The 24,188-nt window shown below is 73.3% G+C and carries 25 protein-coding genes and 1 pseudogene; 5 read left to right on the top strand and 21 right to left on the bottom strand.

Translation table 11 applies throughout. From position 1 onward, the window contains the following. Positions 1-40: 40 nt before the first annotated feature. Entirely contained in the window at positions 41-655 is a 615-nt protein-coding gene (locus ACFPGP_RS23455) for a class I SAM-dependent methyltransferase (RefSeq protein WP_378593975.1), read from the top strand. On the opposite strand, the gene ACFPGP_RS23450 is transcribed toward ACFPGP_RS23455, so the two are convergent. The 5 genes from ACFPGP_RS23450 to efp form a co-directional block, all read right to left on the bottom strand. Beyond that, on the bottom strand, positions 652-1,866 hold the full coding sequence (locus ACFPGP_RS23450) for a hypothetical protein (RefSeq protein ID WP_378593974.1): 1,215 nt from the start codon (positions 1,864-1,866) through the stop codon (positions 652-654). The two genes, ACFPGP_RS23455 and ACFPGP_RS23450, sit on opposite strands and share 4 nt — an antisense overlap. An 84-nt stretch (positions 1,867-1,950) precedes the next feature. Further along, a complete protein-coding gene (locus tag ACFPGP_RS23445; RefSeq protein ID WP_378593973.1) occupies positions 1,951-3,318 on the bottom strand; it encodes a dihydrolipoyl dehydrogenase family protein in 1,368 nt (455 codons plus the stop codon). A 61-nt stretch (positions 3,319-3,379) separates the two neighbouring features. Further along, a complete protein-coding gene (locus ACFPGP_RS23440; protein WP_378593972.1) occupies positions 3,380-4,201 on the bottom strand; it encodes a DUF1206 domain-containing protein in 822 nt (273 codons plus the stop codon). 56 nt (positions 4,202-4,257) lie between these two features. Further along, a complete protein-coding gene (gene nusB, locus ACFPGP_RS23435; RefSeq protein ID WP_378593971.1) occupies positions 4,258-4,659 on the bottom strand; it encodes a transcription antitermination factor NusB in 402 nt (133 codons plus the stop codon). Between the two features lie 7 nt (positions 4,660-4,666). Beyond that, a complete protein-coding gene (gene efp, locus ACFPGP_RS23430) occupies positions 4,667-5,230 on the bottom strand; it encodes an elongation factor P (protein WP_378593970.1) in 564 nt (187 codons plus the stop codon). A gap of 226 nt (positions 5,231-5,456) precedes the next feature. On the opposite strand from efp, the gene ACFPGP_RS23425 reads away from it, so the two are divergent. The 3 genes from ACFPGP_RS23425 (at position 5,457) to ACFPGP_RS23415 (ending at position 7,454) form a co-directional block, all read left to right on the top strand. After that, positions 5,457-6,053 carry a hypothetical protein gene (locus ACFPGP_RS23425; protein ID WP_378593969.1) on the top strand — a complete coding sequence of 199 codons (597 nt, stop codon included), beginning with the start codon at positions 5,457-5,459 and terminating at the stop codon, positions 6,051-6,053. Between the two features lie 75 nt (positions 6,054-6,128). After that, entirely contained in the window at positions 6,129-6,848 is a 720-nt protein-coding gene (locus tag ACFPGP_RS23420; RefSeq protein WP_378593968.1) for a chromosomal replication initiator protein DnaA, read from the top strand. A gap of 9 nt (positions 6,849-6,857) precedes the next feature. Next, the gene (locus ACFPGP_RS23415) at positions 6,858-7,454 is read left to right on the top strand and encodes an RNA polymerase sigma factor (protein ID WP_378593967.1); all 597 of its coding nucleotides are present in this window, start codon (positions 6,858-6,860) and stop codon (positions 7,452-7,454) included. Here the strand turns inward: ACFPGP_RS23415 and ACFPGP_RS23410 are convergent. Beyond that, entirely contained in the window at positions 7,435-8,286 is an 852-nt protein-coding gene (locus tag ACFPGP_RS23410) for a class I SAM-dependent methyltransferase (protein ID WP_378593966.1), read from the bottom strand. The genes ACFPGP_RS23415 and ACFPGP_RS23410 overlap by 20 nt on opposite strands. A gap of 125 nt (positions 8,287-8,411) precedes the next feature. Between ACFPGP_RS23410 and ACFPGP_RS23405 the strand changes: the two genes are divergently transcribed. Continuing rightward, the gene (locus ACFPGP_RS23405; RefSeq protein ID WP_378593965.1) at positions 8,412-9,104 is read left to right on the top strand and encodes a winged helix-turn-helix transcriptional regulator; all 693 of its coding nucleotides are present in this window, start codon (positions 8,412-8,414) and stop codon (positions 9,102-9,104) included. 233 nt (positions 9,105-9,337) lie between these two features. Here ACFPGP_RS23405 and ACFPGP_RS23400 read toward each other — a convergent pair. From ACFPGP_RS23400 to ACFPGP_RS23330, 15 genes and pseudogenes are all read right to left on the bottom strand, one after another. After that, a pseudogene (locus ACFPGP_RS23400) lies at positions 9,338-9,754 on the bottom strand (type II 3-dehydroquinate dehydratase); the annotation flags it as partial. Then, positions 9,751-10,866 carry a 3-dehydroquinate synthase gene (gene aroB, locus ACFPGP_RS23395; protein ID WP_378593964.1) on the bottom strand — a complete coding sequence of 372 codons (1,116 nt, stop codon included), beginning with the start codon at positions 10,864-10,866 and terminating at the stop codon, positions 9,751-9,753. The gene aroB and the pseudogene ACFPGP_RS23400, both read right to left, overlap by 4 nt. Next, complete coding sequence (locus ACFPGP_RS23390; protein WP_378593963.1) at positions 10,863-11,363, bottom strand: shikimate kinase; 501 nt, start codon at positions 11,361-11,363, stop codon at positions 10,863-10,865. Before ACFPGP_RS23390 ends, aroB begins: the two co-directional genes overlap by 4 nt. Positions 11,364-11,373: 10 nt before the next feature. Continuing rightward, on the bottom strand, positions 11,374-12,552 hold the full coding sequence (aroC, locus tag ACFPGP_RS23385) for a chorismate synthase (protein WP_378593962.1): 1,179 nt from the start codon (positions 12,550-12,552) through the stop codon (positions 11,374-11,376). Between the two features lie 41 nt (positions 12,553-12,593). Next, on the bottom strand, positions 12,594-13,316 hold the full coding sequence (locus ACFPGP_RS23380; RefSeq protein WP_378593961.1) for a prepilin peptidase: 723 nt from the start codon (positions 13,314-13,316) through the stop codon (positions 12,594-12,596). A gap of 9 nt (positions 13,317-13,325) precedes the next feature. Then, entirely contained in the window at positions 13,326-14,144 is an 819-nt protein-coding gene (locus tag ACFPGP_RS23375) for a shikimate dehydrogenase (protein WP_378593960.1), read from the bottom strand. Position 14,145: 1 nt separating this feature from the next. Continuing rightward, a complete protein-coding gene (gene mltG / locus ACFPGP_RS23370; protein WP_378593959.1) occupies positions 14,146-15,288 on the bottom strand; it encodes an endolytic transglycosylase MltG in 1,143 nt (380 codons plus the stop codon). Beyond that, positions 15,281-15,742, bottom strand: coding sequence for a Holliday junction resolvase RuvX (gene ruvX / locus ACFPGP_RS23365; protein ID WP_378593958.1), 462 nt, complete (start codon positions 15,740-15,742; stop codon positions 15,281-15,283). The genes mltG and ruvX overlap by 8 nt, the downstream gene beginning before the upstream one ends. Positions 15,743-15,751: 9 nt before the next feature. Beyond that, positions 15,752-18,454 carry an alanine--tRNA ligase gene (gene alaS, locus ACFPGP_RS23360; protein ID WP_378593957.1) on the bottom strand — a complete coding sequence of 901 codons (2,703 nt, stop codon included), beginning with the start codon at positions 18,452-18,454 and terminating at the stop codon, positions 15,752-15,754. Then, on the bottom strand, positions 18,454-18,711 hold the full coding sequence (locus tag ACFPGP_RS23355; protein WP_378593956.1) for a DUF6167 family protein: 258 nt from the start codon (positions 18,709-18,711) through the stop codon (positions 18,454-18,456). Before ACFPGP_RS23355 ends, alaS begins: the two co-directional genes overlap by 1 nt. Before the next feature lie 11 nt (positions 18,712-18,722). Beyond that, positions 18,723-19,250 carry a hypothetical protein gene (locus ACFPGP_RS23350; RefSeq protein WP_378593955.1) on the bottom strand — a complete coding sequence of 176 codons (528 nt, stop codon included), beginning with the start codon at positions 19,248-19,250 and terminating at the stop codon, positions 18,723-18,725. A 35-nt stretch (positions 19,251-19,285) separates the two neighbouring features. Further along, on the bottom strand, positions 19,286-20,644 hold the full coding sequence (locus tag ACFPGP_RS23345; protein WP_378594049.1) for a replication-associated recombination protein A: 1,359 nt from the start codon (positions 20,642-20,644) through the stop codon (positions 19,286-19,288). Then, entirely contained in the window at positions 20,641-21,744 is a 1,104-nt protein-coding gene (locus tag ACFPGP_RS23340) for an ABC transporter ATP-binding protein (protein WP_378594048.1), read from the bottom strand. The genes ACFPGP_RS23345 and ACFPGP_RS23340 overlap by 4 nt, the downstream gene beginning before the upstream one ends. 202 nt (positions 21,745-21,946) lie before the next feature. After that, complete coding sequence (locus ACFPGP_RS23335) at positions 21,947-23,047, bottom strand: ABC transporter ATP-binding protein (RefSeq protein ID WP_378593954.1); 1,101 nt, start codon at positions 23,045-23,047, stop codon at positions 21,947-21,949. Next, positions 23,044-24,054 carry an ABC transporter permease gene (locus tag ACFPGP_RS23330; protein WP_378593953.1) on the bottom strand — a complete coding sequence of 337 codons (1,011 nt, stop codon included), beginning with the start codon at positions 24,052-24,054 and terminating at the stop codon, positions 23,044-23,046. The genes ACFPGP_RS23335 and ACFPGP_RS23330 overlap by 4 nt, the downstream gene beginning before the upstream one ends. Between the last annotated feature and the right edge of the window lie 134 nt (positions 24,055-24,188).

Genomic DNA, 24,188 nt, shown 5'->3' with positions numbered 1-24,188 from the left:
ATTCGTTCCGGTATCACCGGGGCCGACGTCTGGAGAAGCGATGAGCGTCGGCTACAGCCTGGCCTACCGCAGCGGCATCACACCGTGGGAGCACCGGAACTCGGTTCCCGACCCGCCGTTCGAGCGGCTGCTCGACCGCGAGGAGGTCGGACGCGAGCGCCCCTTCGGTCGCGCGCTCGACCTCGGCTGCGGCACGGGACACCACACCCGGCTCCTGCAGACGCGTGGCTGGGAGGTGATGGGCGTGGACTCGTCACGTCATGCCGTCGACACGGCCATCGACCGGGGCGGTGAGAGCAGCCGCTACGTGATCGGCGACGTCGCCCACCTGCCCGGCTGCGGCGTCGGCAAGGGGTTCGACCTCTTCCTCGACGTGGGGTGCTTCCACGGGCGCCGCCCGGCCGACCGCACGGCCATGGGCCGCGGGGTCACCGAGCTCGCGTCACCGGGCGCCGTGCTCCTGATGATGTGCTTCCCGCGCGGGCGCCGCCTCTTCGGCGCCAACGGCGCCGACGCCGACGACATCTCCGCCGCGTTCCCGGAGTGGGAGCTGCTCGACGTCCGGGACGCCGACACCAGCTGCATGACCGGGCCGGTCGCACGTCACAAGCCGCGCTGGTACCGCCTCGCCCTCACCGCGGGCCCCTCGGTCTAGAGGAGCACCGACATCCCGGCACACGCCTGCAGCCAGGCGGCCCGGGTCTCGGACGACAGCTGCGCGTAGGGCACGACGGAGCCCGGGACGAGCACCGGGTCGTACGGCACCCGGTAGACCGCCTTGGTGCGCTGCTCGTAGACCTGGGTCAGGTCGTGCGCGAGCTGGACGTCGACGTGGCTGGAGGGGTCGGAGAGCACCGTGACGGTCTTGTGCTTGAGGTCGGCGTACCCGGCGTCCTGCAGCGCATCGAGCATCCACAGCCCGCTGTACCCGGTGTCCTCGCGGACCGTGCTGGTCACCACCAGCAGGTCGGCCGCGTCGGCCGCGGCCAGCCAGTTCTCGGCGCGCATGTTGTTGCCGGTGTCCACCAGGATCACGCGGTAGAAGCGCTGGAGCAGCTGGTGCACCGCCGTGAAGTCCTGCGCGCGGATCGTGCCGGTCACGTCGGGGCGCTCGTCGGAGGCCAGGACGTCGAAGTGCGCATCGCCCTGCGAGCGGACGAACGCGCCGAGATCGCCGATCCGGGCCTGGTAGACGTCGCTGAACCGCGCGAGGTCCTCGAGCAGCTCGCGGGTGGTGTTGCGGTGGGTGCTGCGGGTGCCCCGGATGCCGAGGGTCCCCCGCGTCTCGTTGTTGTCCCAGGCGACCACGCCACCACCACGGACGGTGCCGAAGGTGAAGCCGGCCGCCAGTACCCCGGTCGTCTTGGCCGCGCCGCCCTTGGGGTTGAGGAAGGCGATCGTCCGCGGGCCCTCGAAGTCGCGCTGGATGGCGCGACGGGCCTGCTCGTGCGCGCGCTCGGCGGCGCCCATCCGCGGCGTGACGAGCCCGCCGGACCAGCGCCGCACGCGGCCCCGCCAACCCCAGGTGGCCGGGCCGTCCTCGACCTGCTCGGCGCGCCGGTCGAGGAAGTCGGTGGCGCTCATGAAGCGCGGCACCGCGGGCTCGCCGGCGCGGCTGGGCCCGGGGGCGGCGGGGTCCTCGGTGGGTTCCGGGGCGGGTGCAGCGGTCGCTGACGGCTCCCCGCGCACGTGGGTGGGGGCACGGCGGTGGTCGGGCGCGCGCTCCCCGAGCGCGTCCGTGAGCGGGTCACCGTGCGGCGGGGCCGGTCGCAGCCGGGTGTCGGTGTAGGACGCGAGGTCGTCCGGCGCGTAGAGCCGCTCGCTGGTGTCCTCGTCGGAGTGCGGGTGCGGGTGCTCCTGCGTCATCGTTCCTCCGTGGATCGGCGTGCCTCCCCCGCGGACGCACCGTGGCCCCATCCTGACCACCCGGGGAGCACCGCAAACCTCGCGCTACGCCTCGATCTGGTCGAGCGCCACCTCGAGTGCGCGGTGGAAGGTCGGGTAGGCGAAGTGCATGGTGCGCAGCGTCGCCACCGGCACCTGGGCGTGCACCGCGCCCGCCACCAGACCCAGCACCTCCCCGCCCGAGGGGCCCACGGTCGTACCGCCGACCAGGACGCCGCGCTCACTGTCGGCGACCAGCTTGATCAGCCCGTCGTTGCCGGCCTGGTGGATCCACCCGCGGCTGCTCTCCGGCAGGTCGGCCGTGCCGATGCCCACCTCGATCCCGGCGTCGCGGGCGGCCCGCTCGGTCATGCCGACCGACCCGACCTCGGGGTCGGTGAAGGTGACGTGGCTGACCGCGCGGTAGTCGGCCCACGGCCCGTCCTCGCCGAGCAGGTCGCGCACGGCGACGGCCCCCTGGTACATCGACACGTGCGTGAACGGCCCCTTGCCCGTGATGTCGCCGATCGCCCAGAGCCGCTCCCCCGCGCGCATCCGCTCGTCGGTGTCGACGGCCCGCGCCTCGGGGTCGAGGCCGACCGTCTCGAGTCCGAGGCCGGCGAGGTTGGTGCGGCGACCGGCGGCCACGAGCAGCTGCTCGCTCTCGACCGTCGACCCGTCCCCGAGGTGCGCGCGGAAACCCCCGTCGTGGCTCACGCGCTCGATCTGCACCCCTGTCCGCACGTCGATGCCCTCGCGCTCGAACACCTCGGTGACGAGGGCGGAGGCCTCCGGCTCCTCGGGTCCCAGGATCCGGTCGGCGACCTCGAGCACGGTCACCCGGGTGCCGAACCGGGCGAAGGCCTGCGCGAGCTCCGCGCCGATGGGCCCACCGCCGATGACGGCCAGGCTCGCCGGCAGGTCACTGACCTTCACGATCTCGCGGTTGGTCCAGTACGGCGTGCCCGCGAGGCCGTCGACCGGCAGCGTGGCCGGGCTGGTGCCCGCATTGAGCACGACGCCCCGACGGGCGACGAACCGCTCCTCCCCCACGACCACGACGCCGGGCCCGTCGAGCCGGCCGTCGCCGCGCACGATGCGCACGCCGGCAGCCGCGAGCCGCTCGGCGTGCGAGGCGTCGTCCCAGTGGTTGGTGGCCTGGCGGTCGATCCGATCGGCGACCAGGCGCCAGTCGGGACGCACGTCGACCTGCCCGCCGAGCGTCTCGGCCCGCCGCGCCTCGGCCAGCGTGTTCGCGGCCCGGATGATGATCTTGGAGGGGATGCACCCGTAGAAGGGGCACTCCCCGCCGACGAGGCCGCGCTCGACGCCGACGACGTCGAGCCCGGCCTCCGCGAGCTTCTGGGCGGCGTACTCACCGCCGGGGCCGAGCCCCACCACCACCACGTCGACCTGGCTCTCGCGCGCGCTCATGGCACCACCCTGCCGGAGGGGTCAAGTGCCGCGGTCGAGCGCAGGTCGACGGGAGGTGCGGTCAGGAGCGCGACAGGTGGCGCGCCCGGGCGAAGCAGAACAGGCCGTAGCAGATGATGCCGAGCGCGATCGCGCCGAGCATGATCGGGCCGAACGGCTGCTGCAGCAGCTTGCTCAGGGCGGCGTCGAGGCCGCCGGACTTGGCGGCGTCGTGGGTGACGGCCGCGTACACGAAGAGCACGCCGATCAGGCCGATCGCGATGCCCTTGCTGATGTAGCCGACCTTGCCGAACATCAGGTAGGCCTTGCCGGCCTCGCCGCTCTTGCCCTCGGTGGCGAGGTGCTTGGCGTGCTTGTCGCTGAAGCCCTTCCACACCAGGTTGCCGCCGTAGGCGATGACGGCCAGGCCGACGGCGCCGACGAGGAACGGGCCCGCCGGGAGCTTCATCAGTTCCTGCGAGACCTTCTCGGGGAACGACGGGCCGGAGCCACCGCTGCTGTGCGTGGCCACGGACACGGCGCTGAAGCCGACCGCGCCGTAGAGCACGGCCTTGAGCACGTCCCCGGCGCGCGCCTTCCACAGGTCGCCGCCATCCTTGTCGCGGTGGCCCTTGACCAGCTCGAGCAGGCGCCAGAGCACCAGCAGGAACATGCCGATGGCGACCATCCAGATGAGGAACTCACCCAGGGGCTGCTGCGCGAGCTGACGCATGGCACCCGTCGTGTTGGCCGACCCCTCGTGGTCGCCGAGTGCCAGCTGGAGAGCGATCCAGCCGATCAGTAGGTGGACGACGCCGTACGAGATGAGGCCCACGCGCACGGCGTGGTCCATCCAGTCACTCTGCTCGACACGGCGTCCGATCTGCTCCCTGGTCACGGACATGCGTACCTCGTACCCCCGCGAGAGGGCCGACAATCTCCGGTCTGGACGACCTCGGGTCAGCCGGCGGCCTCGTGGCGCTGGATCGCGCCCAGGACGCCGTTGACGAACGACGGGGACTCGTCGGTCGACAGCTCGCGCACGAGCGCGGTCGCCTCGGTCACCGCCACCGCGTCGGGCGTGTCGCTGTAGAGCATCTCCCAGACCCCGAGCCGAAGCACGTTGCGGTCGACGGCGGGCATCCGCGCGAGCGACCACCCCTCGGCGTACGACGCGAGCAGGCCGTCGATCCGCTCGAGGTGCTCGACGACGCCCCGCACGATCTCGGCGGTGTAGTCGTTGGTGGGGCCCTCGCCGTCCGCGATCGCCCGGTCGAGCGCCACGACGGCGTCCTCGGAGCGCATGTCGCTCGCGTAGAGGATGTCGAGCGCGCGCTTGCGCGCCTTCGACCTCGCTGCCATCAGGCGCTCAGGACTTCACGCGGCCGAGGTACGACGAGTCGCGGGTGTCGACCTTGACCTTCTCGCCCTGGTTGACGAACAGCGGGACCTGGATCTCGTGGCCCGTCTCGAGGGTGGCCGGCTTGGTGCGCCCGGTGGCGCTGTCACCGGCGAGGCCGGGCTCGGTGAACGTGATCGTGAGCTCGACCGAGGCCGGCAGCTCGACGAAGAGCACGCGGCCGGCGTTGGTGGCCACGACCGCCTCCTGGTTCTCGAGCAGGAAGTGCGCACCATCGCCGAGGACCTCCGGTGAGACCTCGGTCTGCTCGAAGGTGCCCGTGTCCATGAAGACGTAGGAGGTGCCGTCGTTGTAGAGGTACTGCATCGTGCGGCGGTCGACCGTGGCGGTCTCGACCTTGGTGCCGGCGTTGAACGTCTTGTCGACGTTCTTGCCCGACTCCACGTTGCGGAGCTTGGTCCGCACGAACGCGGGGCCCTTGCCGGGCTTGACGTGCTGGAAGTCCACGACGGACCACAGCTGGCCGTCGAGGTTGAGCACCATGCCGTTCTTCAGGTCGTTGGTCGATGCCATGCGCGCAGTTCAGCCTTTGCGATGAGGGTGCGGAGGTGGCGGCGCAGGGCACTGCCGGCGCCGGCGGCCGAGTCTATCGCCGCGACCTGCCGGTCTCCGAACCGGCGAGCGGTCCAGACCACGACCAGCTCGTCCGGGTCTCGTGTAACGCAGGACACCCGACGTGACATGGAGGGAGCATGGAGGCAGCTGGCCGGAGCAGCCCCACCGACGAGCAGGAGAAGTCATGCGCAAGTACGGAGCAGCCAAGGTCGTTGCCGGTGCGACGGTCCTGGCCGTGATCAGCCTCGGCGGAGCCTACGCCGCCGGCTCGGTGTCCACCGACGACCCCGACCCCCAGGACCCGACCTCGCAGGTCGACGACGAGGGCACGCCCGACGACGGCGACGAGACCACCGAGCCCACGGAGGACTCCACGGAGGACCCCGGGGACGCCGACGACCAGGACGGGGAGACCTCCGACCACCAGGGCGAGCAGGGCGACGACGACCAGCAGGGCGAGGACGCCGACGACCAGGGCGACGACCAGGGTCAGCCCTCGACGCCCCCCGCGACGGCCCCCGCGCCCGGTGACGACGACCAGGACGAGCCCGGCGACCACGCCGACGACCAGGGCGACGACCAGGACGAGCCCGGGGACGACGAGACCGACGACCAGTCCGACAGCGACGGCGGGGACCACGCCGACGACGAGACCGACGACCAGGGCGACCAGGGCGACGACCAGCAGGACGACGAGTCGGACGACCAGTCCGACGGGGGCGACCAGGACCCGGGCGACGACCAGGGCGACGACGGCCAGGACGTCGTGCACCGGGCCTGACCCCGCCATGCCGCTCCGGCGGTGGCCACCACCCCCGTTGGCCACCGCCGGAGCTCCTCCCCCGACGAGGTGACCATGACCAGCAGGCACGCGGTGGCCGACCGGCTCCGGGCGAGCCCGCCCGGCGTCGAGCCCGCCGCCGAGCCCGGCGACGCGTTCGTCGAGCGCCTCGCCGCACTCGCCGTGGCCTCGCGGCCGACCCCGGCCACCGGCCGGTCGGCGGCCCGGGTCGCCGCGGTCGCGGTCGCTGCGGTGGCCGTCGCGGCGGGTGCGGCGTACGGCGCCACGGCCGTGCGCGACCGGGCCGACGACCGGCCGCCCACGCAGCACCCCGTCGACCCCACCCCGTCGCCGGCCTCCGACGGTGGCGAGGCCGGCCGCGGCGCGACCCCGGACGGCGGCGGCCCGACCGGCGCCGGAGACGACCGTGCCGACGGCGACCCCGTCGTCGCCGACGAGCACCAGCAGCAGGCGCCCGGGCCGGGCGGCACGTCCGCCGGTCACGGGAGCAGCGGGCACGACACCGACCAGCAGGGCGACTCGGAGCAGTCCCAGGGCGACGGAGACGGAGACGGAGACGGTGGGAGCGGCCAGACCGACGGCGACGGCGACCACGACGGGGACGGCGGGGGCACCGACCCGGACGACGGCTCCGGCGACCCGGGCGGCGACTCCGGCGACTCGGGCGACTCGGACGGCGACTCGGGCGGATCCGACGGCTCGGGCGACTCGAGTGGCTCCGACACCTCCGGTGGCTCCGACGGCGCCGACGGCGCTGACCAGGGCAGCGGCTGAGGTCACCGGGTGGTCGAGGAGCCCGATCTCGTCGAGCGCGCCCGCGCCGGTGACCCGGCTGCGTGGCGCGAGCTCTACCTGTCCCTGAGCGGACGGTTGCTGACGTGGCTGCGCGCGCGGCCGAGCGGTGACGTCGCGGCCGACCCCGACGACCTGGTCATGGAGACCTGGCTGGTGGCCGCCGAGCGGATCGCGGACTTCCGCGGCGACGAGTCCGACTTCGCGGGATGGCTGTTCGGGATCGCCCGGCGACAGGCGGCCAACGCCCGCCGCCGCACCACGCGGCGGGCGACCACCCCCGGCGACGTGCCGGAGACGGCCGGGGACGGCTCCCCCGAGCCCGACGTGGCCGGCGCCGACTGGATCCGCCGGACGCTGTCCCGGCTCCCCCCGCGCGAGGCGGACGTGCTGGCCTGCATCGACGTGACCGGGCTCGACGTGGCGACCACCGCCGCCGCCCTCGGGATCAGCCGCGCGGCGGTGCGGGTCGCGCACCACCGGGGCCTGAGCAGGCTGCGGCGGGCCTGGGACGAGATCGAGCGGGAGGCGCCGTCCCTCGGGATCGGCGCCGCCCCGCTCGCACCGCTCACGCCCGGCGGGCCGTGAACAGCAGGTACTCCCAGTCCATCCGCGTTCCCGCCACGCCGTTGTCGAAGCGGCGGGCCAGCTCGAGCAGGTCGCGGTCGAGCGCGGCGGTGCGGTCGGGGTCGTCGGCGAGCGACCGGTACACCGCGATCGTCGGCCCGTAGTGCGACTTGAAGTAGTCGCGGAAGTGCTCCGGGCTGTCGAAGAGCTCGACCGGCAGGCGACGCCGCTCGGCGCGCACGTCGCTGACGCGGTCGCCGAAGAGCCCGCGCACGTGCTCCTCGTCGCCCCACAGCGGGGGCGGGCTGGCGCCCGGGGGCGGCGGCGGAGCGTAGGGCCGCATGGTGGCGAACATCTGCCCGATGAAGCCCTCGGGCGTCCAGCTGAGCAGACCGACGGAGCCACCCGGGCGGGTCACCCGGGCGATCTCGTCGGCGCTGGCCTGGTGGCGCGGTGCGAACATCACGCCCACGCAGGAGATGACGGCGTCGAACGACGCGTCGTCGTAGGGCAGCGCCTCGGCGTCGCCCTCGTGCCACGCGAGGTCGACCCCGACCTCGGCGGCCCAGCGGCGGCCCTCCTCGAAGAGCTCGGGGGCGAGGTCGCTCGCGACGACGTCGGCGCCGGCCCGGGCGGCGGGCACCGCCGCGTTCCCGGACCCCGCGGCCACGTCGAGCACCCGCTGGCCCGGGCCGATGCCGGTCGCGTCGACCAGCACCCTGCCCAGCTGCGGGATCACCTCCCGGGCCACGGCCGGGTAGTCCCCGGACGCCCACATCGCCCGGTGCTTCTCCTTCAGTGCGCGATCGGCGGCCGGGTCGGCGGCGGCACCGTTCTCGACCTGTGCAGTCATGGGTGGTTCCTTCCTCGGTGTGCGACCGGCGGTCGCCGGTCGGTGCACCGACGGTCCCAACCTCGAGGGGGTCACCTCCAGTACAGGATCTGTACCGCGCCGCCGACGAGGCCTAGCCTTGAGCGATGGGTGCGCCGTACCACCAGTTCTGCCCGGTCTCCAAGGCCATGGAGCTCCTCGACGAGCGCTGGACGCTGCTCGTCGTGCGCGAGCTGCTGATGGGCTCGGAGCGCTTCAACGAGCTGCGTCGCGGGGTGCCCCGCATGTCGCCCGCGTTGCTGTCCCGGCGCCTCCAGCAGCTGACCCGGGCCGGGGTGGTGGACCGGCTCGAGGACGGCACCGACGTGCGCTACGTGCTCACCGAGGCCGGACGCGAGCTGCGGCCCGTCGTGGACGCGCTCGGCACGTGGGGCATCCGGTGGATCGGCGAGCTCGGCGAGCCCGACCTCGACCCGAAGCTCCTGCTGTGGGACATGCACCGCAACGTCGACAGCGCGGCCGTCCCCGACCGCCGCACCGTCGTGCACTTCTCGTTCCCGGACGCCGCCCGCGGCGAGCAGGAGTGGTGGCTGGTGCTGACCGACGGGGAGGCGGACGTCTGCGACGACGACCCCGGGCACGAGGTCGACGCCTCGGTGACCACGAGCGTGGCCGCGCTGACCCGGGTCTGGCGCGGCGACCGCACCTGGACCGAGGCGCTGCGCGACGGGTCGCTGGAGATCACCGGCCCCGAGCAGGTGCGCCGGGCGCTGCCCTCGTGGTTCCGGCTGTCGGCCTTCGCCGACGTGCCACGGGTGGAGGTCGCGGGCGGGACCTAGCGGATCTCGCCGGGGTCGGCGCGGTGGGAGTGCCGCCCGCCACGCACCGGCGCCGCCTCGTCGAGGAGCTGCTCGTGCCCGACCTCGGGCTGCAGCTCGGGCCCGGCCAGCCCTTCGGCCTGCCCCTCGGCCTGGTCCTGAGGTTCCGGCTCCGGCTCGGGCTCGGGCGGGGCGGGTGGCTCGGCGTGCAGCAGCACCGGCTCCATCGGCGCCGGCTCGGGCGTGGTGCGGCGCAGCGTCTCCAGCGCGATCCGGTAGCCCTCGATGCCCTGGCCGGCGACCACGGCGACGGCGTACGGCGTGACCACCGAGGTGTGCCGGAACGCCTCGGGTCGTTGCTTCGGGTCGGTGATGTGCACCTCGACGAGCGGCGCCTCGAGCATCGCGCACGCGTCGGCGATGGCGTAGGAGTAGTGGGTCCAGGCGGCGGCGTTGAGCACGACCGGCCACTGGTGGTCGGCGGCCTCGCCGAGCCAGTCGAGCATCTGCCCCTCGTGGTTGGTCTGCCGGACCTCGACGTCGAGGCCGAGCTCGCGGCCCCAGCCCCGGCACAGCTCCCCCAGCTTCACGTGCGTGGTGGTGCCGTACAGCTCGGGCTGCCGACGACCCAGCCGCCCCAGGTTGGGGCCGTTCAGCACCAGGACTCTCATCCCGTGCCACCTCCGATCCGCTCGTACGCCGCCCGCAGGTCGGCTTCGCTGGGCCCGGCCAGGATCCGTGGCCGGGCGAGTTCGGTGAGGACGACGAACCGCAGCTGAGAGCCCCGGGCCTTCTTGTCGACCCGCATCGCGGCCAGCAAGGTGTCGAAGTCCGTCCGATCGTAGGTGGTGGGGAGCCCCGCGCGGGCCAGAACGCTGCGATGACGGGCGACGACGCCCGCGTCGAGCCCTGCGGCGAGGCCGGCGAGCTCGGCGGCGTACACGCAGCCGATCGCGACCGCCTCGCCGTGCCGGATGCGGTAGTCCTCGGCGCGCTCGATCGCGTGGGCGAGGGTGTGCCCGTAGTTGAGGACCTCGCGGCCCGGGTGCCCGTCGGCCCCGCCGGTCTCGCGCAGGTCGGCGACCACCACGTCGACCTTGACCCGCACGGCGCGCTCCACGAGCTCGCGCAGCACCGGCGAGGCGGCGTCGAGCGAGGCCGGGTCGGTGCCCTCGACGAGCTCGAGGATGACCGGGTCGGCGACGAGGCCGCACTTCACGACCTCGCCGAGCCCGGCCACGAGGTCGTCGTGGGGCAGTGTCGCCAGCAGGTCGAGGTCGCAGACCACCCCCGCGGGCTCGTGGAAGGAGCCGACGAGGTTCTTGCCGGCCGCGGTGTTGATGCCGGTCTTGCCGCCGACGGCCGCGTCGACCATCCCGAGCAGCGTGGTCGGCACGTGCACCACGCGGACGCCGCGGAGCCACGTCGCCGCGACGAAGCCGCCCAGGTCGGACGTCGCGCCGCCGCCGAAGGTGACCACGGCGTCGGAGCGGGTGAAGCGGGCCTCCCCCAGCGCCTCCCAGCACTCCTCGGCAGTCGCGGCCGTCTTGGCGCGTTCGCCGTCGGGCAGCGGCAGCGTCAGCACCTCGTGGCGCTCGGCGAGGGCGTCGAGCACGGGCCGTGCGAGGTCCTCGAGGTGCGCCGGGTGGAGCACGGCCACGCGCTCGGCGCCGTCGCCGACGAGGGCCGGGACCCGGTCGGCGACGCCGTGCCCCACCACCACGTCGTACGGCGAGGCGCCGGTCACCGCGATCACCGTGGGGTCGGCTCCGGGGGTGCTCATGCCAGTGCCTCCTCGATCTCGCGGGCGACGTCCTCGGGCGTGCGGCCGTCGGTGTCGACGGTGAGCCCGGCGACCTCCTCGTAGATCGGCGTGCGCTCGTCGAGCAGCGCCTTGATCCGGCCCCGCACGTTGCCGAGCAGCAGCGGCCGGCCGACCCCGAGCCCGACCCGCGACACGGCGTCGGAGAGCCCCACCCGCAGGAACACCACCCGGTGGTCACGCAGCAGGTCGCGGGTCGTGGGGTCGAGCACCGCCCCGCCGCCGAGCGCCAGCACGCCGTCGTGCTCGCGGAGCGCGGCGGCCACCGCCGTCCGCTCGAGGTCGCGGAAGGCCTGCTCGCCGGACTCCACGAAGATGTCGGCCACCGACCGGCCGGCGACGGCCTCCACGTCGGCGTCGGTGTCGCGCACCGGCAGCCCCCAGGCCGCGCCGAGCAGGCCGGCCACGGTGGTCTTGCCGGCGCCCATGGGACCGACGAGGACGACCCGCGGCGCCATCAGCGGGCCCTCACCGGTACCGGAGGGTGTCGAGGTAGGACTCGACGTTGCGACGGGTCTCCGCGACGGCGTCGCCGCCGAACTTCTCCAGCACGGCGTCGGCCAGCACCAGCGCGACCATGGCCTCGGCCACGATCCCGGCCGCCGGCACCGCGCACACGTCGGAGCGCTGGTGGTGGGCGACGGCCTCCTCGCCGGTGGCCACGTCGACGGTGCGCAGCGCCCGGGGCACGGTGGCGATGGGCTTCATCGCGGCGCGGACCCGGAGCACCTCGCCGGTGGACATGCCGCCCTCGGTGCCGCCGGAGCGGCCCGACGTCCGGCGCAGGCCGGACTCGGTCGGCACGATCTCGTCGTGGGCCTGCGACCCGGGGGTGGCGGCGAGGGCGAAGCCGTCCCCGACCTCGACCCCCTTGATCGCCTGGATGCCCATCAGCGCGCCCGCCAGCCGGGCGTCGAGGCGTCGGTCCCAGTGCACGTGCGAGCCGAGGCCGGGCGGCAGTCCGTGCACCACGACCTCGACCACACCGCCGAGGGTGTCGCCGTCCTTGTGCGCCTGGTCGATGGCCGCGACCATCGCCGCGCTCGCCTCCGGGTCGAGGCACCGGACCGGGTCGGCGTCGAGTCGCGCGACGTCGTCGGGTCCCGGCACCGAGCCCGCCGGGGCGGGGACGCCGCCCAGCTCGGCGACGTGGGAGACGATCCGCGCACCGGTGGCCTGCTCGAGGAAGTTCGAGGCCACCCGGCCCAGCGCCACCCGTGCCGCGGTCTCGCGCGCGGAGGCGCGCTCGAGCACGGGTCGGGCCTCGTCGAAGCCGTACTTCTGCATGCCGACGAGGTCGGCGTGGCCCGGCCGGGGCCGGGTGAGCGCGGCGTTGCGCGCCAGCGCCTCGAGCTCGACGGGGTCGACCGGGTCGGCCGACATCACCTTCTCCCACTTGGGCCACTCGGTGTTGCCGACCTGGATCGCGACGGGTCCGCCCTGGGTCTCGCCGTGCCGGACGCCGCCGAGGAAGGTCACGTCGTCCTGCTCGAACTTCATCCGGGCGCCGCGGCCGTGGCCGAGGCGCCGGCGGGCGAGGGCGTCGCGGACGTCGTCGGTCGTGACCACCACGTGGGCGGGCAGGCCTTCGAGGATCGCGACGAGGGAGGGTCCGTGGGACTCCCCCGCGGTGAGCCAGCGCAGCATGCGGCCCAGTCTCGCATCCCCCCGTCAGCCGCCGGTGGCGGTCAGCCGCCCGCGAGACCGGCGGCCAGTGGGCCGCCGAACCAGGCCCCCAGCGCCGCGCCGACCAGCATCGCCGGGCCGAACGGGAAGGCCGCCTTGAGGAGCGTGCGGTCACGGCGCCACAGTGCGAGGGCGAGGCCGGGGAGCCCGAAGACCAGGAACCCTGTGTAGAGGCCGACGAGCAGCTCGCCCCACCCCTGGTGGCCCAGGGCGAAGCCGAGCAGGGCCGAGAGCCGCACGTCGCCGAAGCCCATGCCGGCCGAGCGGATCCACCACAGCGCCCAGAACACCGACCGGGCCATCACCAGCGCGATCGCCGCGCGGACCAGGTCGTCGTAGCTCCCGCTCACGCCCCAGCCGACGAGACCGAGCACCACCGCCGCGGCCGTGGCGGGCAGCACGAGCAGCGACGGCAGCAGGCGGGTGCGCCAGTCGACCCAGGTGAGCGCGGGCGCCACGAGGAGCGCCGGGAGCCAGACGACCAGCGACCAGGTCCAGCCCGTGCCCAGCGCGACCGCCACCCCGCCGAGGGCGCCGCCGAGGGCGGCCAGCGGGGCGAGGTGGGCGTGGGCCGCGACGTCGGCGTAGAGCTCCTTGGGCCCCTCGTCCTCCGGAACCGACGGGCTCGGCTCGGGCTCCGGGAGCCTGCGCACCACGACCGGGGTCAGCACCCCGCCGAGCGCCCCGGCGGCAGCCCCGGCTGCGACGGCTGCGAGCAGCGACATGCCCGGAACCTACCGGGAACCGAGCGCGTGTTCGCCCGCTTCGCGCATCCGCGTCAGCGGCGCGTCGCGACCGGTGAACTGCCGCAGCTGGAGCGCCGCCTGGTGCACGAGCAGGTCCAGTCCACCCACGAGCACCCGGTCGACCGCGGACGCCGCCAGCGGCGTCGGCCACGGGGCGTAGCGCACCTCGAAGACGACCGGCACCGCCCGGCAGCGCTCCACCAGGTCGGGCACCTGCGCCTCGGCCGGCACGGTGGACACCACGACCTCGCCCGTGACCGGGTCGTCGGACAGCGACCCGACCACGACCTCGGGTGCGTGCGGGTGGCGCCGGACGGCGGCGACCGTCTCGGCCGCCCGGGCCGGGTCGCGCACGAGCAGCCGGACCGTGCGGGCGCCGAGCTCGGCCATCGCGAGCGACACCGACGCCGCGGTCGCCCCGCCCCCGAGCACCGTCGCCGCGGTCACCGGCCCGTCCCAGCGCTCACGGACCGCCGCCACCGCACCGGGCACGTCGGTGTTGTCGGCGCGCCAGCCGCCGTTCTCACGCACCAGCGTGTTCGCCGCGCCGGCCAGGAGGGCGGTGGGCGTGGCAGCACCGGCCAGGGCCAGTGCCTCCCGCTTGAGGGGCGCCGTGACCGACAGGCCGCGCCACCCGTGGTCGGGGTCGCCGAGGCCCTCCACGAACCGCGCCAGCCCCCCGGCGGGCACCCGGTGCGCGTCGTAGGTCCAGTCGGCGAGACCCAGCGCGTCGTACGCCGCACGGTGCAGCACCGGCGACAGCGAGTGGGCGACCGGGTCCCCCACGACGGCGCACCGCAGCGTCACGTCAGCAGGCCCCGGCGGACTCGGTCTCGCAGTACTGCCGGAGCTCGTCCTTGTAGGCGAGGAACTCGTCGTAGCTCGTCGCGAACTTGGTCTCGCCGGTCTTGAGGTTGACGGTGACGTAGTAGTACCAGTCGCCGTCGGCCGGGTGGGCCGCAGCCGCGATCGACGCGTCACCGGGCGCCTCGATCGGCCCCGGAGGAAGGCCGGTGTGCACGTAGGTGTTGTACGGCGAGTCGAGCTCGAGGTCCTCGGTCGTCGGCACCGCGCCCAGCTCGTTGTCGGCCGCGTAGTTGACCGTCGCGTCGATCTCCAGCTTGCCGGTGGTGCCGGCGGTGCCGGGGTTCTCGAGCCGGTTGTAGATGACCCGCGCGACCTTGCCGCGGTCCGCGTCGCTCCCGGCCTCCGACTCCACCAGGCTGGCCACGGTCATCAGCTCCGCCGGCGTGTAGCCCAGCGCCTCGGCCCGTGCCTCGAGGTCGGCCTCGTCAGCCGCCTGGCGCCAGCGGTCGACCATGTCGGTGAGCATGTCCTGGGGCGTCTCGTTGGGCCCGAAGCCGTAGGTGGACGGGAACAGGTAGCCCTCCGGGTTGCCCTCGGCGTAGTCGGGCAGCCCGATCGAGTCGGGCTTCGCGAGGACCTTCTCGAAGTCCTCGGCGCTGTAGTCGGTCTCCTTGGCGAGGATGTCGACGATGTCGACCACCCGCAGGCCCTCCGGGACCGTCACCGTGTCCTGGACGAGGTTGGAGGGGTCGACCAGCACGTCGAGCGCGTCGGCGGCGGCCATCTCCTTCTTCAGCTGGTAGAAACCGACCTGGATCCCGGTCGACTCGGGGTTGCCGGCCGCGGCGTCGGTGAAGGCCTCCACCGAGGCCACCACGCCCTGGGTCTTGAGGTTGCGCCCGATCGCGGAGACGGAGTCGCCCTCCTGCACCTCGAACACGACCTGCCCGTGGCCGGGCCCCGGGTAGTCCTCGGGGGCGGCGAAGCGGTCGGAGATCGCCTCGAGACCCCGCGTGACCGCGAAGTACCCGCCGCCGACCACCACAGCCAGCGCGACGAGCACCGCCAAGCAGCCCGGCACGGTCCGGCGTTTGGCCCGTCTCCTCCCCGGTCGGGTGGGGGTGGTGCCGGCGTCGTCAGTCATCGGTCTCCTCAACCGTCTCGCCCGGCGCAACCCCCGAGATGCGCTCGCTGTCCAGTGCGGTCTGCAGGATCAGCACCGCCGCGGCCTGGTCGACCACCGCGCGCCTGCCCCGACCCTTGCGTCCACGGTCGCGCAGCATAGCCTCCGCCGACACGGTGGTGAGCCGCTCGTCGACCAGCCGCACCGGGACCGGCGCCAGGCGCCGGGCCAGGGCAGCGGCGAACTGGCGGACCTTCGCCGCCGCCGGCCCCTCCCCGCCCTGCAGCGAGCGGGGCAGGCCGACCACGACCTCCACGGCCCCCTCCTCCGCCGCGATCGCCGCGATCCGGGCGAGGTCGCCCTTGCCGCGCCGGACGGTCTCGACGGGGGTGGCGATGATGCCGGACGGGTCGCAGCGCGCGACGCCGATCCGGGCATCCCCGGGGTCGATCCCGAGACGGACTCCTGGACGCACCGTCCCTGCTCAGCCCAGCCCGAGCGTGCGGGCGACCTCGGCGGGCACGGCGGCCAGGGCTGCGTCGATCCCGCCCGCGTTGCTCCCGCCACCCTGTGCGACGTCGTCCTTGCCGCCGCCGCGGCCGCCGACGTGGGGTCCGACCGCACCGACGATCGCGTTGGCACTCAGGCCCCGGCTGCGGGCCTCCTCGTTGGTGGCGGCCACCACCGAGACCTTGCCGTCGACCTGCCCGATCACCACGACCACCCCGGGGCGGCCCTGCGGCAGCCGGCCTCGGACGTCGAGGGCCAACGTGCGCACGTCGCCACCGGCGGCACCGTCGGCGCGCGCGGCCACCACCGCGACCCCCCCGACGTCCTGGGCGGACTCGGCGAGCGCGGCGCCGCCGGCCAGCAGCTGGCCGACGCGGGCCTTCTCGATCTCCTTCTCCGCGGTGCGCAGCCGCTCGACGAGGTCGTGCACCCGCTCAGGCAGCTCCTCGGGACGCACCTTGAGCGCCTCGGAGAGCTGCGCCACGAGGACGTGCTCGCGCGCCAGGAACCGGTAGGCGTCGCCGCCCACCAGCGCCTCCACCCGGCGTACGCCGGAGCCGATCGAGGACTCCCCGAGCAGCTTGACCACGCCCAGCTGGCCCGAGTGCTCGGCGTGGGTGCCGCCGCACAGCTCGCGGGCCCAGTCGCCCACCGAGATCACCCGCACCGTGTCGCCGTACTTCTCGCCGAAGAGCGCCATCGCGCCCGACCGCACGGCCTCCTCCTGGGTCATCAGCTCGCGGTGCACGGCCAGGTTCGCGATGACGAGGTCGTTGACCCGCGCCTCGACGTCCTCCATGACCGAGGTGGGCACGGAGCCGGTCGCGGAGAAGTCGAACCGGAACCGACCCGGCGAGTTCTCCGAGCCCGCCTGCGTGGCGGTCTCGCCCAACGCCTCGCGGAACGCCTTGTGGACCATGTGCGTCGCGGTGTGCGAACGCGAGATCGCCTTGCGCCGCTCGACGTCGACGAGCGCCTGCGCGTGACTGCCGAGCGTCACCTCGCCCTCGAGCACCCGGGCGTGGTGGACGATCAGGCCGGAGATCGGCGACTGCACGTCGGTGACCTCGACCCGGGCGCCGTTGTCGAGCTCGATCACGCCCTGGTCGGCCAGCTGGCCGCCGCCCTCGGCGTAGAACGGCGTGCGGTCCAGCACCAGCTCGACCGACTCGCCCTCGCGCGCGGTCGGGACCGCCTCGCCGGCGCGCACCAGGCCGCGCACCGCGCCCTCGCTGACGACCTGCTCGTAGCCGGTGAACTCCACGGCGGTGCCGAGCGCGTCCGCGACCTCGCGGTAGGCGCGCGCGTCGAGGTGCGCGCCCTTCTTCGCCGCGGCGTCGGCCTTCGCGCGCTGCCGCTGCTCCTCCATCAGCCGGCGGAAGCCCGCCTCGTCGACGCTCAGCCCCTGCTCGGCGGCCATCTCCAGGGTCAGGTCGATCGGGAAGCCGTAGGTGTCGTGCAGCGCGAACGCGCGGTCGCCCGACAGCTCACGACCACCGGTCGCGGCGAGCTCGCTGGTCGCGAGGTCGAAGATCGCGGTGCCCGCGCGCAACGTCTGCCGGAAGGCGTCCTCCTCGGCGTACGCGACCTGGGAGATCCGCTCCCAGTCGCGGTGCAGCTCGCCGTAGGTCTCGGCCATCCGGTCGCGCGAGACCGGCATCAGCTCCGGCAGCGCGCGGTCCTCGTAGCCGAGCAGCCGCACCGAGCGCACCGCACGGCGCAGCAGCCGGCGCAGCACGTAGCCGCGACCGTCGTTGCCGGGCGTGACGCCGTCGCCGATCAGCATCATCGAGGAGCGGACGTGGTCGGCCACCACCCGGAAGCGGACGTCGTCGCCGTGGTCGGCGCCGTAGCGGCGGCCGGTGAGCTCCTCGGCGCGCTCGATCACCGGGTACATCACGTCGATCTCGTACATGTTGTCGACGCCCTGCAGCAGGAAGGCCACCCGTTCGAGGCCCATGCCGGTGTCGATGTTCTTCTTCGGCAGCGAGCCGGCGATGTCGAAGTCCTCCTTGGACCGCACCGCGCTCAGCTCGTCCTGCATGAAGACGAGGTTCCAGATCTCGAGCAGTCGGTCCTCGAGGTCGAAGGGCATGTCGGGGCCGAGGTGCACCGGGTCGAAGTCGGGGCCGTGCTCGGGCCCACGGTCGAAGAGGATCTCCGAGCACGGTCCTCCGGGCCCGGGGACGCCCATCGACCAGTAGTTCTCCTTGCGGCCCAGGCGCAGGATCCGCTCGTCGGGCAGCCCGGTGACCTTGCGCCACAGCTCCAGCGCCTCGTCGTCGCCGTCGAGGATCGAGGGGTAGAGCCGGTCCTCCGGGAGGCCGAACCCGCCGTCGGCCTGCGAGCGGGTGACCAGGTCCCAGCCGAGCTCGATCGCCCCCTCCTTGAAGTAGTCCCCGAAGGAGAAGTTGCCGCACATCTCGAAGAACGTGCCGTGGCGGGTGGTCTTGCCGACGTCCTCGATGTCGGGGGTGCGCACGCACTTCTGCACGCTCACCGCACGGTCGAAGGGCGGGGTCTCCTGGCCCAGGAAGTAGGGCTTGAACGGCACCATGCCGGCGTTGACGAACAGCAGGTTCGGGTCGTCGAGCAGCAGCGAGGCCGAGGGAACCGCCCGGTGCCCGTGGCGCTCGAAGTGCGCGACGAAGCGACGTCGGATCTCCGCGGTGTCCATCAGGTCCCAGCTTCCTCTCGTCGGTGTCGGCCCCCGGCCTCGAGCTCGGGTCTGCCATGAGGCAGCAACCCGAGGCGTTCGCGCAACTCTGTTTCCTTCTCCACCCGACCTGCCGCGACCTCGTCGCGGAAGACCCGAGCCCCCGCCCCGAGGCCCGAGAGCCGGTCGCGCAGGCCGTCGGCGGTGAACGCCTCGGCCGCCCGGCGGCCGCGCACCATCGCCCAGATGCCCGCGCCGGCGCCCGCCGCGAACCACACGCCCCGGCGCACTACGCGGCGTCCCCGTCGTCGAGGCGGATGCCGGACCGCTGGTGGGCCTCCCAGGCACGGCGCGCCTCGCGCAGGTCTGACCGGCGCTGCTTGCGCGAGCGCTTGACCTCACGACGGACCTCGAAACGGATCCGGTTGCGGACCTCGGGCGAGAGTGCCCGGCGCAGCCCGTGGGCCAGGCCACCGGCGCGCACCACGGTCTCGCGCAGCACCAGGTCGGCGAAGAGCGCGCGGTCGATGGTGCCCTCGACCACCGGTGCCTCCGCAGCGTCGTCCTCGGCCTCGCCGAACCGGGTGATCACGTAGTCGGAGCGCTGCTCGGGCGCCGCCGGCGCGGCCGCGTCGGCGAGCCGCTGCTCGAGCGCCGCCATCTCGGCGCGCAGCTCGGAACCTTCCTCGCGGGCGCGCGCCAGCTCGGCGCGGGTGTGCACGCGCCCGCGCCACAGGGCGACCGCGAGACCGACCGTGACGAGGGCGAGCACGCCCACGGCGCCGCCCAGCAACACGGGCACGAGCTGCTCCTGCATGGTGACCGACCCTATCCCGCCGCCTCGGGCGCGTCCTACCGTCCCCGGATCAGGCGACGCACGCGCTCCCAGCGCTCCTTGATGGCCGCCTCGGCACCGAGCGAGGTCGGCCGGTAGTACTCCGCGTCGGCGACGACGTCGGGCGCGTACTGCTGCTCCGCCACGCCGTACGGCGCGTCGTGGCTGTAGACGTAGCCGGCGCCGTGGCCGATCGTCTTCGAGCCCCCGTAGTGGGCGTCGCGCAGGTGCGGCGGCACGGGCCCGATCTTCCCCGCCTGCACGTCCGCGGTCGCCGCCGAGATCGCGGTCGTGACGGCGTTGGACTTCGGCGCCACCGCGAGGGCGATGGTGGCCTGGGCGAGGTTGAGCCGGGCCTCGGGCATCCCGATCAGCTGCACGGCCTGCGCGGCCGCGACCGCGGTCGTCAGCGCGGTGGGGTCGGCGAGGCCGATGTCCTCGGAGGCGAGGATGACCAGCCGGCGCGCGATGAAGCGCGGATCCTCGCCCGCCTCCATCATCCGGGCGAGGTAGTGCAGCGCCGCGTCGGCGTCGGAGCCGCGCACCGACTTGATGAAGGCGCTGGTGACGTCGTAGTGCTGGTCGCCCTGGCGGTCGTAGCGCACCGCGGCCTGGTCGACCGCGGTCTCCGCGGTCTCGAGGTCGATCCGGTCCGCGTTGCGCGACCGCGCCGCACCCGCCGCCGCCTCGAGGTAGGTCAGCGACCGGCGTGCGTCACCGCCGGCGAGCCGGACCAGGTGGTCGCGCGCGTCGTCGTCGAGGGCGAGCTCCCCGCCGAGGCCGCGCTCGTCGACCAGCGCCTGGTCGATCACCGCGCCCACGTCGTCGTCGGTCAGCGAGTCGAGCCGCAGCAGCAGGCTGCGCGAGAGCAGCGGTGAGATCACGGAGAAGAACGGGTTCTCGGTGGTGGCCGCCACCAGGGTGACCCAGCGGTTCTCGACGCCGGGCAGCAGCGCGTCCTGCTGCGCCTTGCTGAAGCGGTGCACCTCGTCGACGAACAGCACGGTCTCGCGGCCGGTGCCGACGAGCTCGGCCCGGGCGCCGTCGATCGCGGCCCGGACCTCCTTGACCCCCGCGGCCACCGCCGAGATCTCGACGAAACGACGGTCGGTCTGGCGCGACAGGATCGAGGCGATCGTGGTCTTGCCCGTCCCCGGCGGCCCCCAGAGCAGCAGCGAGAGCGACCGGTCGCCCTCGATCAGCTGGCGCAGCGGCGAGCCCTCGGCCCGCAGCTGGGGCTGGCCGACGAGCTCCTCGAGCGTGCGTGGTCGCATCCGCACGGCGAGCGGCGCCGACGCGGTGGGGTTGGCAGCCAGCGACCCCGACCCCGGCGTGGGGGTCGGGGCCGGGGCTGTGAAGAGTCCCTCGTCGGTCAGGCCGAGACCGTCGACTTCGTCTGGAGGTCGTACCAGTGGTCGTCGTACCCCGGCCCGGTCGTCACGTCGGACGCGGTGCCGCTCGGGTCGGGCGAGCCCTGGTCGTCGACGGCGAGCAGGCCGGCGGTGACCGGCGTCGCCGGATGGGCACCGAGCTCACCGGCGAAGTGGCAGGCCACCTTGTGCCGGGGGGCGATCTGCAGCAGGGGCGGCTCCACCTTCGCGCAGATCTCCTGCGCGTACGAGCAGCGCGTGCGGAACCGGCAGCCGGACGGCGGGTTGATCGGGCTCGGCACGTCGCCCTCGAGCCGGATCCGCTCGCGTCGACCGCCGATGGCCGCCTGCCGCACGTCGGGCACCGCGGAGAGCAGGGCCTGCGTGTACGGGTGGTGGGCGTGGTGGTAGATCGAGTCGCGGTCACCGATCTCGACGATCTTGCCGAGGTACATCACCGCGACCTCGGGGCAGAAGTGCCGCACCACCGCGAGGTCGTGGGCGATGAAGAGGAACGCGATCCCGAATTCCTTCTGCAGGTCCTGGAGCAGGTTGATCACCTGTGCCTGGATCGACACGTCGAGCGCCGAGACCGGCTCGTCGGCGACGAGCAGGCGCGGGTTGAGCGTCAGCGCCCGGGCGATGCCGATGCGCTGCCGCTGGCCGCCGGAGAACTCGTTGGGGTAGCGGTTGTAGTGCTCGGGGTTGAGACCCACGACCTCGAGCAGCTCCTGGACCCGCGGCAGGATCTTGTCCCTGGGCACCACGTTGTGCACGGCGAGCGGCGCCCCGACGATCGAGCCCACCGTGTGCCGGGGGTTCAACGACGTGTAGGGGTCCTGGAAGATCATCTGCACGTGGCGGCGCAGGGGCTTGAGCTCCTTGGGCGACAGCTTCGCGATGTCGTGCCCGTCGAACATCATCGACCCGCCCGTCGGGTCGTAGAGGCGGGTGATCAGCCGACCGGTCGTGGACTTGCCGCAGCCGGACTCGCCCACGAGACCGAGCGAGCCGCCCTCGGGCACCTGGAAGGAGATGCCGTCGACGGCCTGGACCCAGCCGATGGTCCGCCGGATCAGGCTCGAGGACTTCACCGGGAAGTACATCTTCAGGTTCTCGACCTCGAGCACCGGCGGTGCCGTGGGGTCGAGCTCGGTCGCGGTGTTCCCGGTCTCGGCGAGCTCGGCGAAGGTGGGGACCTGCCGCCCGCCGGGTGACACCGCCCCGGTCTCCGGGGCGGTCGGCCGCTCGGGCGTGCCGGGGTTGTCGGTGGCGTCGGGCTTGTCGACGTTCACGTCGGACACTGTCTCAGTTCTCCTCGACGAGGTCGGGGGCGATCTCGGGCAGGACCTCCGCCGCGTAGACCTGCTCGGGGTTGGCCAGGTGGCACCGCTTGACGTGGAAGCCTCCGGTGCTGGCCGGGGTCAGCTCGGGCAGCTCGGTGCGGCAGAGGTCGGCGGGCACCTTGTCGACGTGCGCGCACCGGGGGTGGAAGGAGCATCCGGGGGGAGGGCTGAGCAGGCTGGGCGGGTTGCCCGGGATCGGGATGAGCCGAGCGCTCTCGTCACCACCGACCTCCGGGATGCTGGAGAGCAGGCCCCACGTGTACGGCATCTCCGGGTGGGTCAGGATCTGCTTGCACGGGCCGTACTCGACCTCGCGCCCGGCGTACATCACCAGCACGTCGTCGGCCATCTCCGCGATCACGCCGAGGTCGTGGGTGATGATGATGACCGCGGAGTTGAACTCGCGCTGGAGGTCCTGGAGCAGGTCGAGGATCTGCGCCTGCACGGTCACGTCGAGCGCCGTGGTCGGCTCGTCGGCGATCAGCAGGGCCGGGTCGTTGATCAGGCCCATCGCGATCATCGCGCGCTGGCGCATCCCGCCGGAGAACTGGTGGGGGAAGTCGTCGATGCGACGGTCGGGCTGCGGGATGCCGACCCGGTCGAGCATCTCGATCGCCTTGCGGCGGGCGTCGCGCTTGGTGGCCTTGGGGTGGTGCACGAGGTAGGCCTCGGCGAGCTGACCGCCGACCTTGTAGAAGGGGTGCAGCGCGGCGAGGGCGTCCTGGAAGATCATCGCCATGGCGTTGCCGCGCAGCTTGCGCATCTCGGGCTCGGCGAGGCCGATGACCTCGGTGCCCCCGACCCGGATCGAGCCGGAGATCCGGCTCGACTTCTCGTCGTGCAGGCCCAGGACGGCCATGCTGGAGACCGACTTGCCGGAGCCCGACTCGCCGACGATGCCGAGGGTCTCCCCCATGGCCACCGAGAAGCTCAGGCCGGTCACGGCCGACACGAGGCCGTCCTGGGTGGGGAACTTGACGGTCAGGTCCTCGACGACCAGGAATGGCTCGTCACCGTCGACCGCGCGCCGCGGCCGGGCATCGGTGGCGGTCAGGTCGGTCATCCAAGCCTCACTCTCGGGTCCAGAACGGTGTAGAGCACGTCGACGATCAGGTTGCACATGATCAGGCAGAAGGCGCTGAAGAGCGCGGTGGCCGCCACCACGGGCAGGTCCTTGGCATAGACGGCCTCCAGGCTCCACCAGCCGATGCCCTCGATCTCGAAGATCCGCTCGGTGAAGATGGTACCGGCCAGCAGGGTGCCGAAGTCGATGGCGAAGATGGTCACGACCGGCACCAGCGCCGCCCTCAGGGCGTGCTTGTAGACGATGGTGCGGGTGGGTAGGCCCTTGGACTTCGCGGTGCGGATGTAGTCCTCGCTCAGCGTCTCCACCATCGAACCGCGCGAGTACCTCGTGTACTGGGTGCACCCGAAGATGCCCAGCGCGAGCCAGGCCAGGGCCATCCCCGACACCCACTTCGCGGGACCATAGGTGATCGGTGAGAAGTAGCCCGTGTCGGAGATCAGGGGCACCTCGAAGATCACCGTCAGGTAGAGCCAGGTGAGCAGGGCGAAGAGGTAGTAGGGCACGGAGCTGATCGTCAGGAACGAGGACACCAGCGCCTTGTCGGCGACCGTGCCGCGTCGTCGGGCCGCGGCGACCCCGATGGGGATCCCGAAGAGCAGGTAGAAGAAGGCGCCGCCCACGGCGACGGAGAGGGTGGCGGGCAGCCGGACCTTCATCTCCTCCCACACAGGCACCTTGGTGCGGTAGGAGTACCCGAAGCACGGGGCCGGGCAGTCGTAGGTCGTGGGGCCGATGGTGATCTCGCGGCCGGCCACGAGGCCCTTCATGTACTTGCCGTACTCGACGTAGATCGGGTTGTTGTACCCCATCGACTCCTCGTAGCGCGCGAGGCGCTCGGGCGTGCAGTGCTGACTGGTGTCGCGGTCGCAGATGGGCTTCGCGGGGCTCGAGGGCCCGTACCAGAACAGGGCGAAGGTGGCCATCGAGACCAGGATCATCACGAGGAGTCCGGACAGGAGCCGCTTCACGACGTAGGCGAACATGAGATCTTCTCTCCGAGTTGTGGCCGGCTGGGCGGCCAACGGGTGGGGGCTCCCGTCCGGGAGCCCCCACCCTAGCCTCGATGTTTCGTCTGGCTGCCGGTTGAGGTGTTGAGTACGACGTTGGGGTGGCGGTT

This window comes from Nocardioides taihuensis, from assembly GCF_042657275.1.
GTDB lineage: Bacteria > Actinomycetota > Actinomycetes > Propionibacteriales > Nocardioidaceae > Nocardioides > Nocardioides taihuensis.
This window is presented reverse-complemented; position numbering and strand designations above follow the sequence as displayed.

What these genes read in the sequence shown, in the direction of transcription:
- ACFPGP_RS23455 (WP_378593975.1), top strand. Translation starts at nt 41, where the DNA reads ATGAGCGTCGGCTACAGCCTGGCCTACCGCAGCGGCATCACACCGTGG.
- ACFPGP_RS23450 (WP_378593974.1), bottom strand. Translation starts at nt 1,866, where the DNA reads ATGACGCAGGAGCACCCGCACCCGCACTCCGACGAGGACACCAGCGAG.
- ACFPGP_RS23445 (WP_378593973.1), bottom strand. Translation starts at nt 3,318, where the DNA reads ATGAGCGCGCGCGAGAGCCAGGTCGACGTGGTGGTGGTGGGGCTCGGC.
- ACFPGP_RS23440 (WP_378593972.1), bottom strand. Translation starts at nt 4,201, where the DNA reads ATGTCCGTGACCAGGGAGCAGATCGGACGCCGTGTCGAGCAGAGTGAC.
- nusB (WP_378593971.1), bottom strand. Translation starts at nt 4,659, where the DNA reads ATGGCAGCGAGGTCGAAGGCGCGCAAGCGCGCGCTCGACATCCTCTAC.
- efp (WP_378593970.1), bottom strand. Translation starts at nt 5,230, where the DNA reads ATGGCATCGACCAACGACCTGAAGAACGGCATGGTGCTCAACCTCGAC.
- ACFPGP_RS23425 (WP_378593969.1), top strand. Translation starts at nt 5,457, where the DNA reads ATGCGCAAGTACGGAGCAGCCAAGGTCGTTGCCGGTGCGACGGTCCTG.
- ACFPGP_RS23420 (WP_378593968.1), top strand. Translation starts at nt 6,129, where the DNA reads ATGACCAGCAGGCACGCGGTGGCCGACCGGCTCCGGGCGAGCCCGCCC.
- ACFPGP_RS23410 (WP_378593966.1), bottom strand. Translation starts at nt 8,286, where the DNA reads ATGACTGCACAGGTCGAGAACGGTGCCGCCGCCGACCCGGCCGCCGAT.
- ACFPGP_RS23405 (WP_378593965.1), top strand. Translation starts at nt 8,412, where the DNA reads ATGGGTGCGCCGTACCACCAGTTCTGCCCGGTCTCCAAGGCCATGGAG.
- aroB (WP_378593964.1), bottom strand. Translation starts at nt 10,866, where the DNA reads ATGAGCACCCCCGGAGCCGACCCCACGGTGATCGCGGTGACCGGCGCC.
- ACFPGP_RS23390 (WP_378593963.1), bottom strand. Translation starts at nt 11,363, where the DNA reads ATGGCGCCGCGGGTCGTCCTCGTCGGTCCCATGGGCGCCGGCAAGACC.
- aroC (WP_378593962.1), bottom strand. Translation starts at nt 12,552, where the DNA reads ATGCTGCGCTGGCTCACCGCGGGGGAGTCCCACGGACCCTCCCTCGTC.
- ACFPGP_RS23380 (WP_378593961.1), bottom strand. Translation starts at nt 13,316, where the DNA reads ATGTCGCTGCTCGCAGCCGTCGCAGCCGGGGCTGCCGCCGGGGCGCTC.
- mltG (WP_378593959.1), bottom strand. Translation starts at nt 15,288, where the DNA reads ATGACTGACGACGCCGGCACCACCCCCACCCGACCGGGGAGGAGACGG.
- alaS (WP_378593957.1), bottom strand. Translation starts at nt 18,454, where the DNA reads ATGGACACCGCGGAGATCCGACGTCGCTTCGTCGCGCACTTCGAGCGC.
- ACFPGP_RS23350 (WP_378593955.1), bottom strand. Translation starts at nt 19,250, where the DNA reads ATGCAGGAGCAGCTCGTGCCCGTGTTGCTGGGCGGCGCCGTGGGCGTG.
- ACFPGP_RS23340 (WP_378594048.1), bottom strand. Translation starts at nt 21,744, where the DNA reads ATGTACTTCCCGGTGAAGTCCTCGAGCCTGATCCGGCGGACCATCGGC.
- ACFPGP_RS23335 (WP_378593954.1), bottom strand. Translation starts at nt 23,047, where the DNA reads ATGACCGACCTGACCGCCACCGATGCCCGGCCGCGGCGCGCGGTCGAC.
- ACFPGP_RS23330 (WP_378593953.1), bottom strand. Translation starts at nt 24,054, where the DNA reads ATGTTCGCCTACGTCGTGAAGCGGCTCCTGTCCGGACTCCTCGTGATG.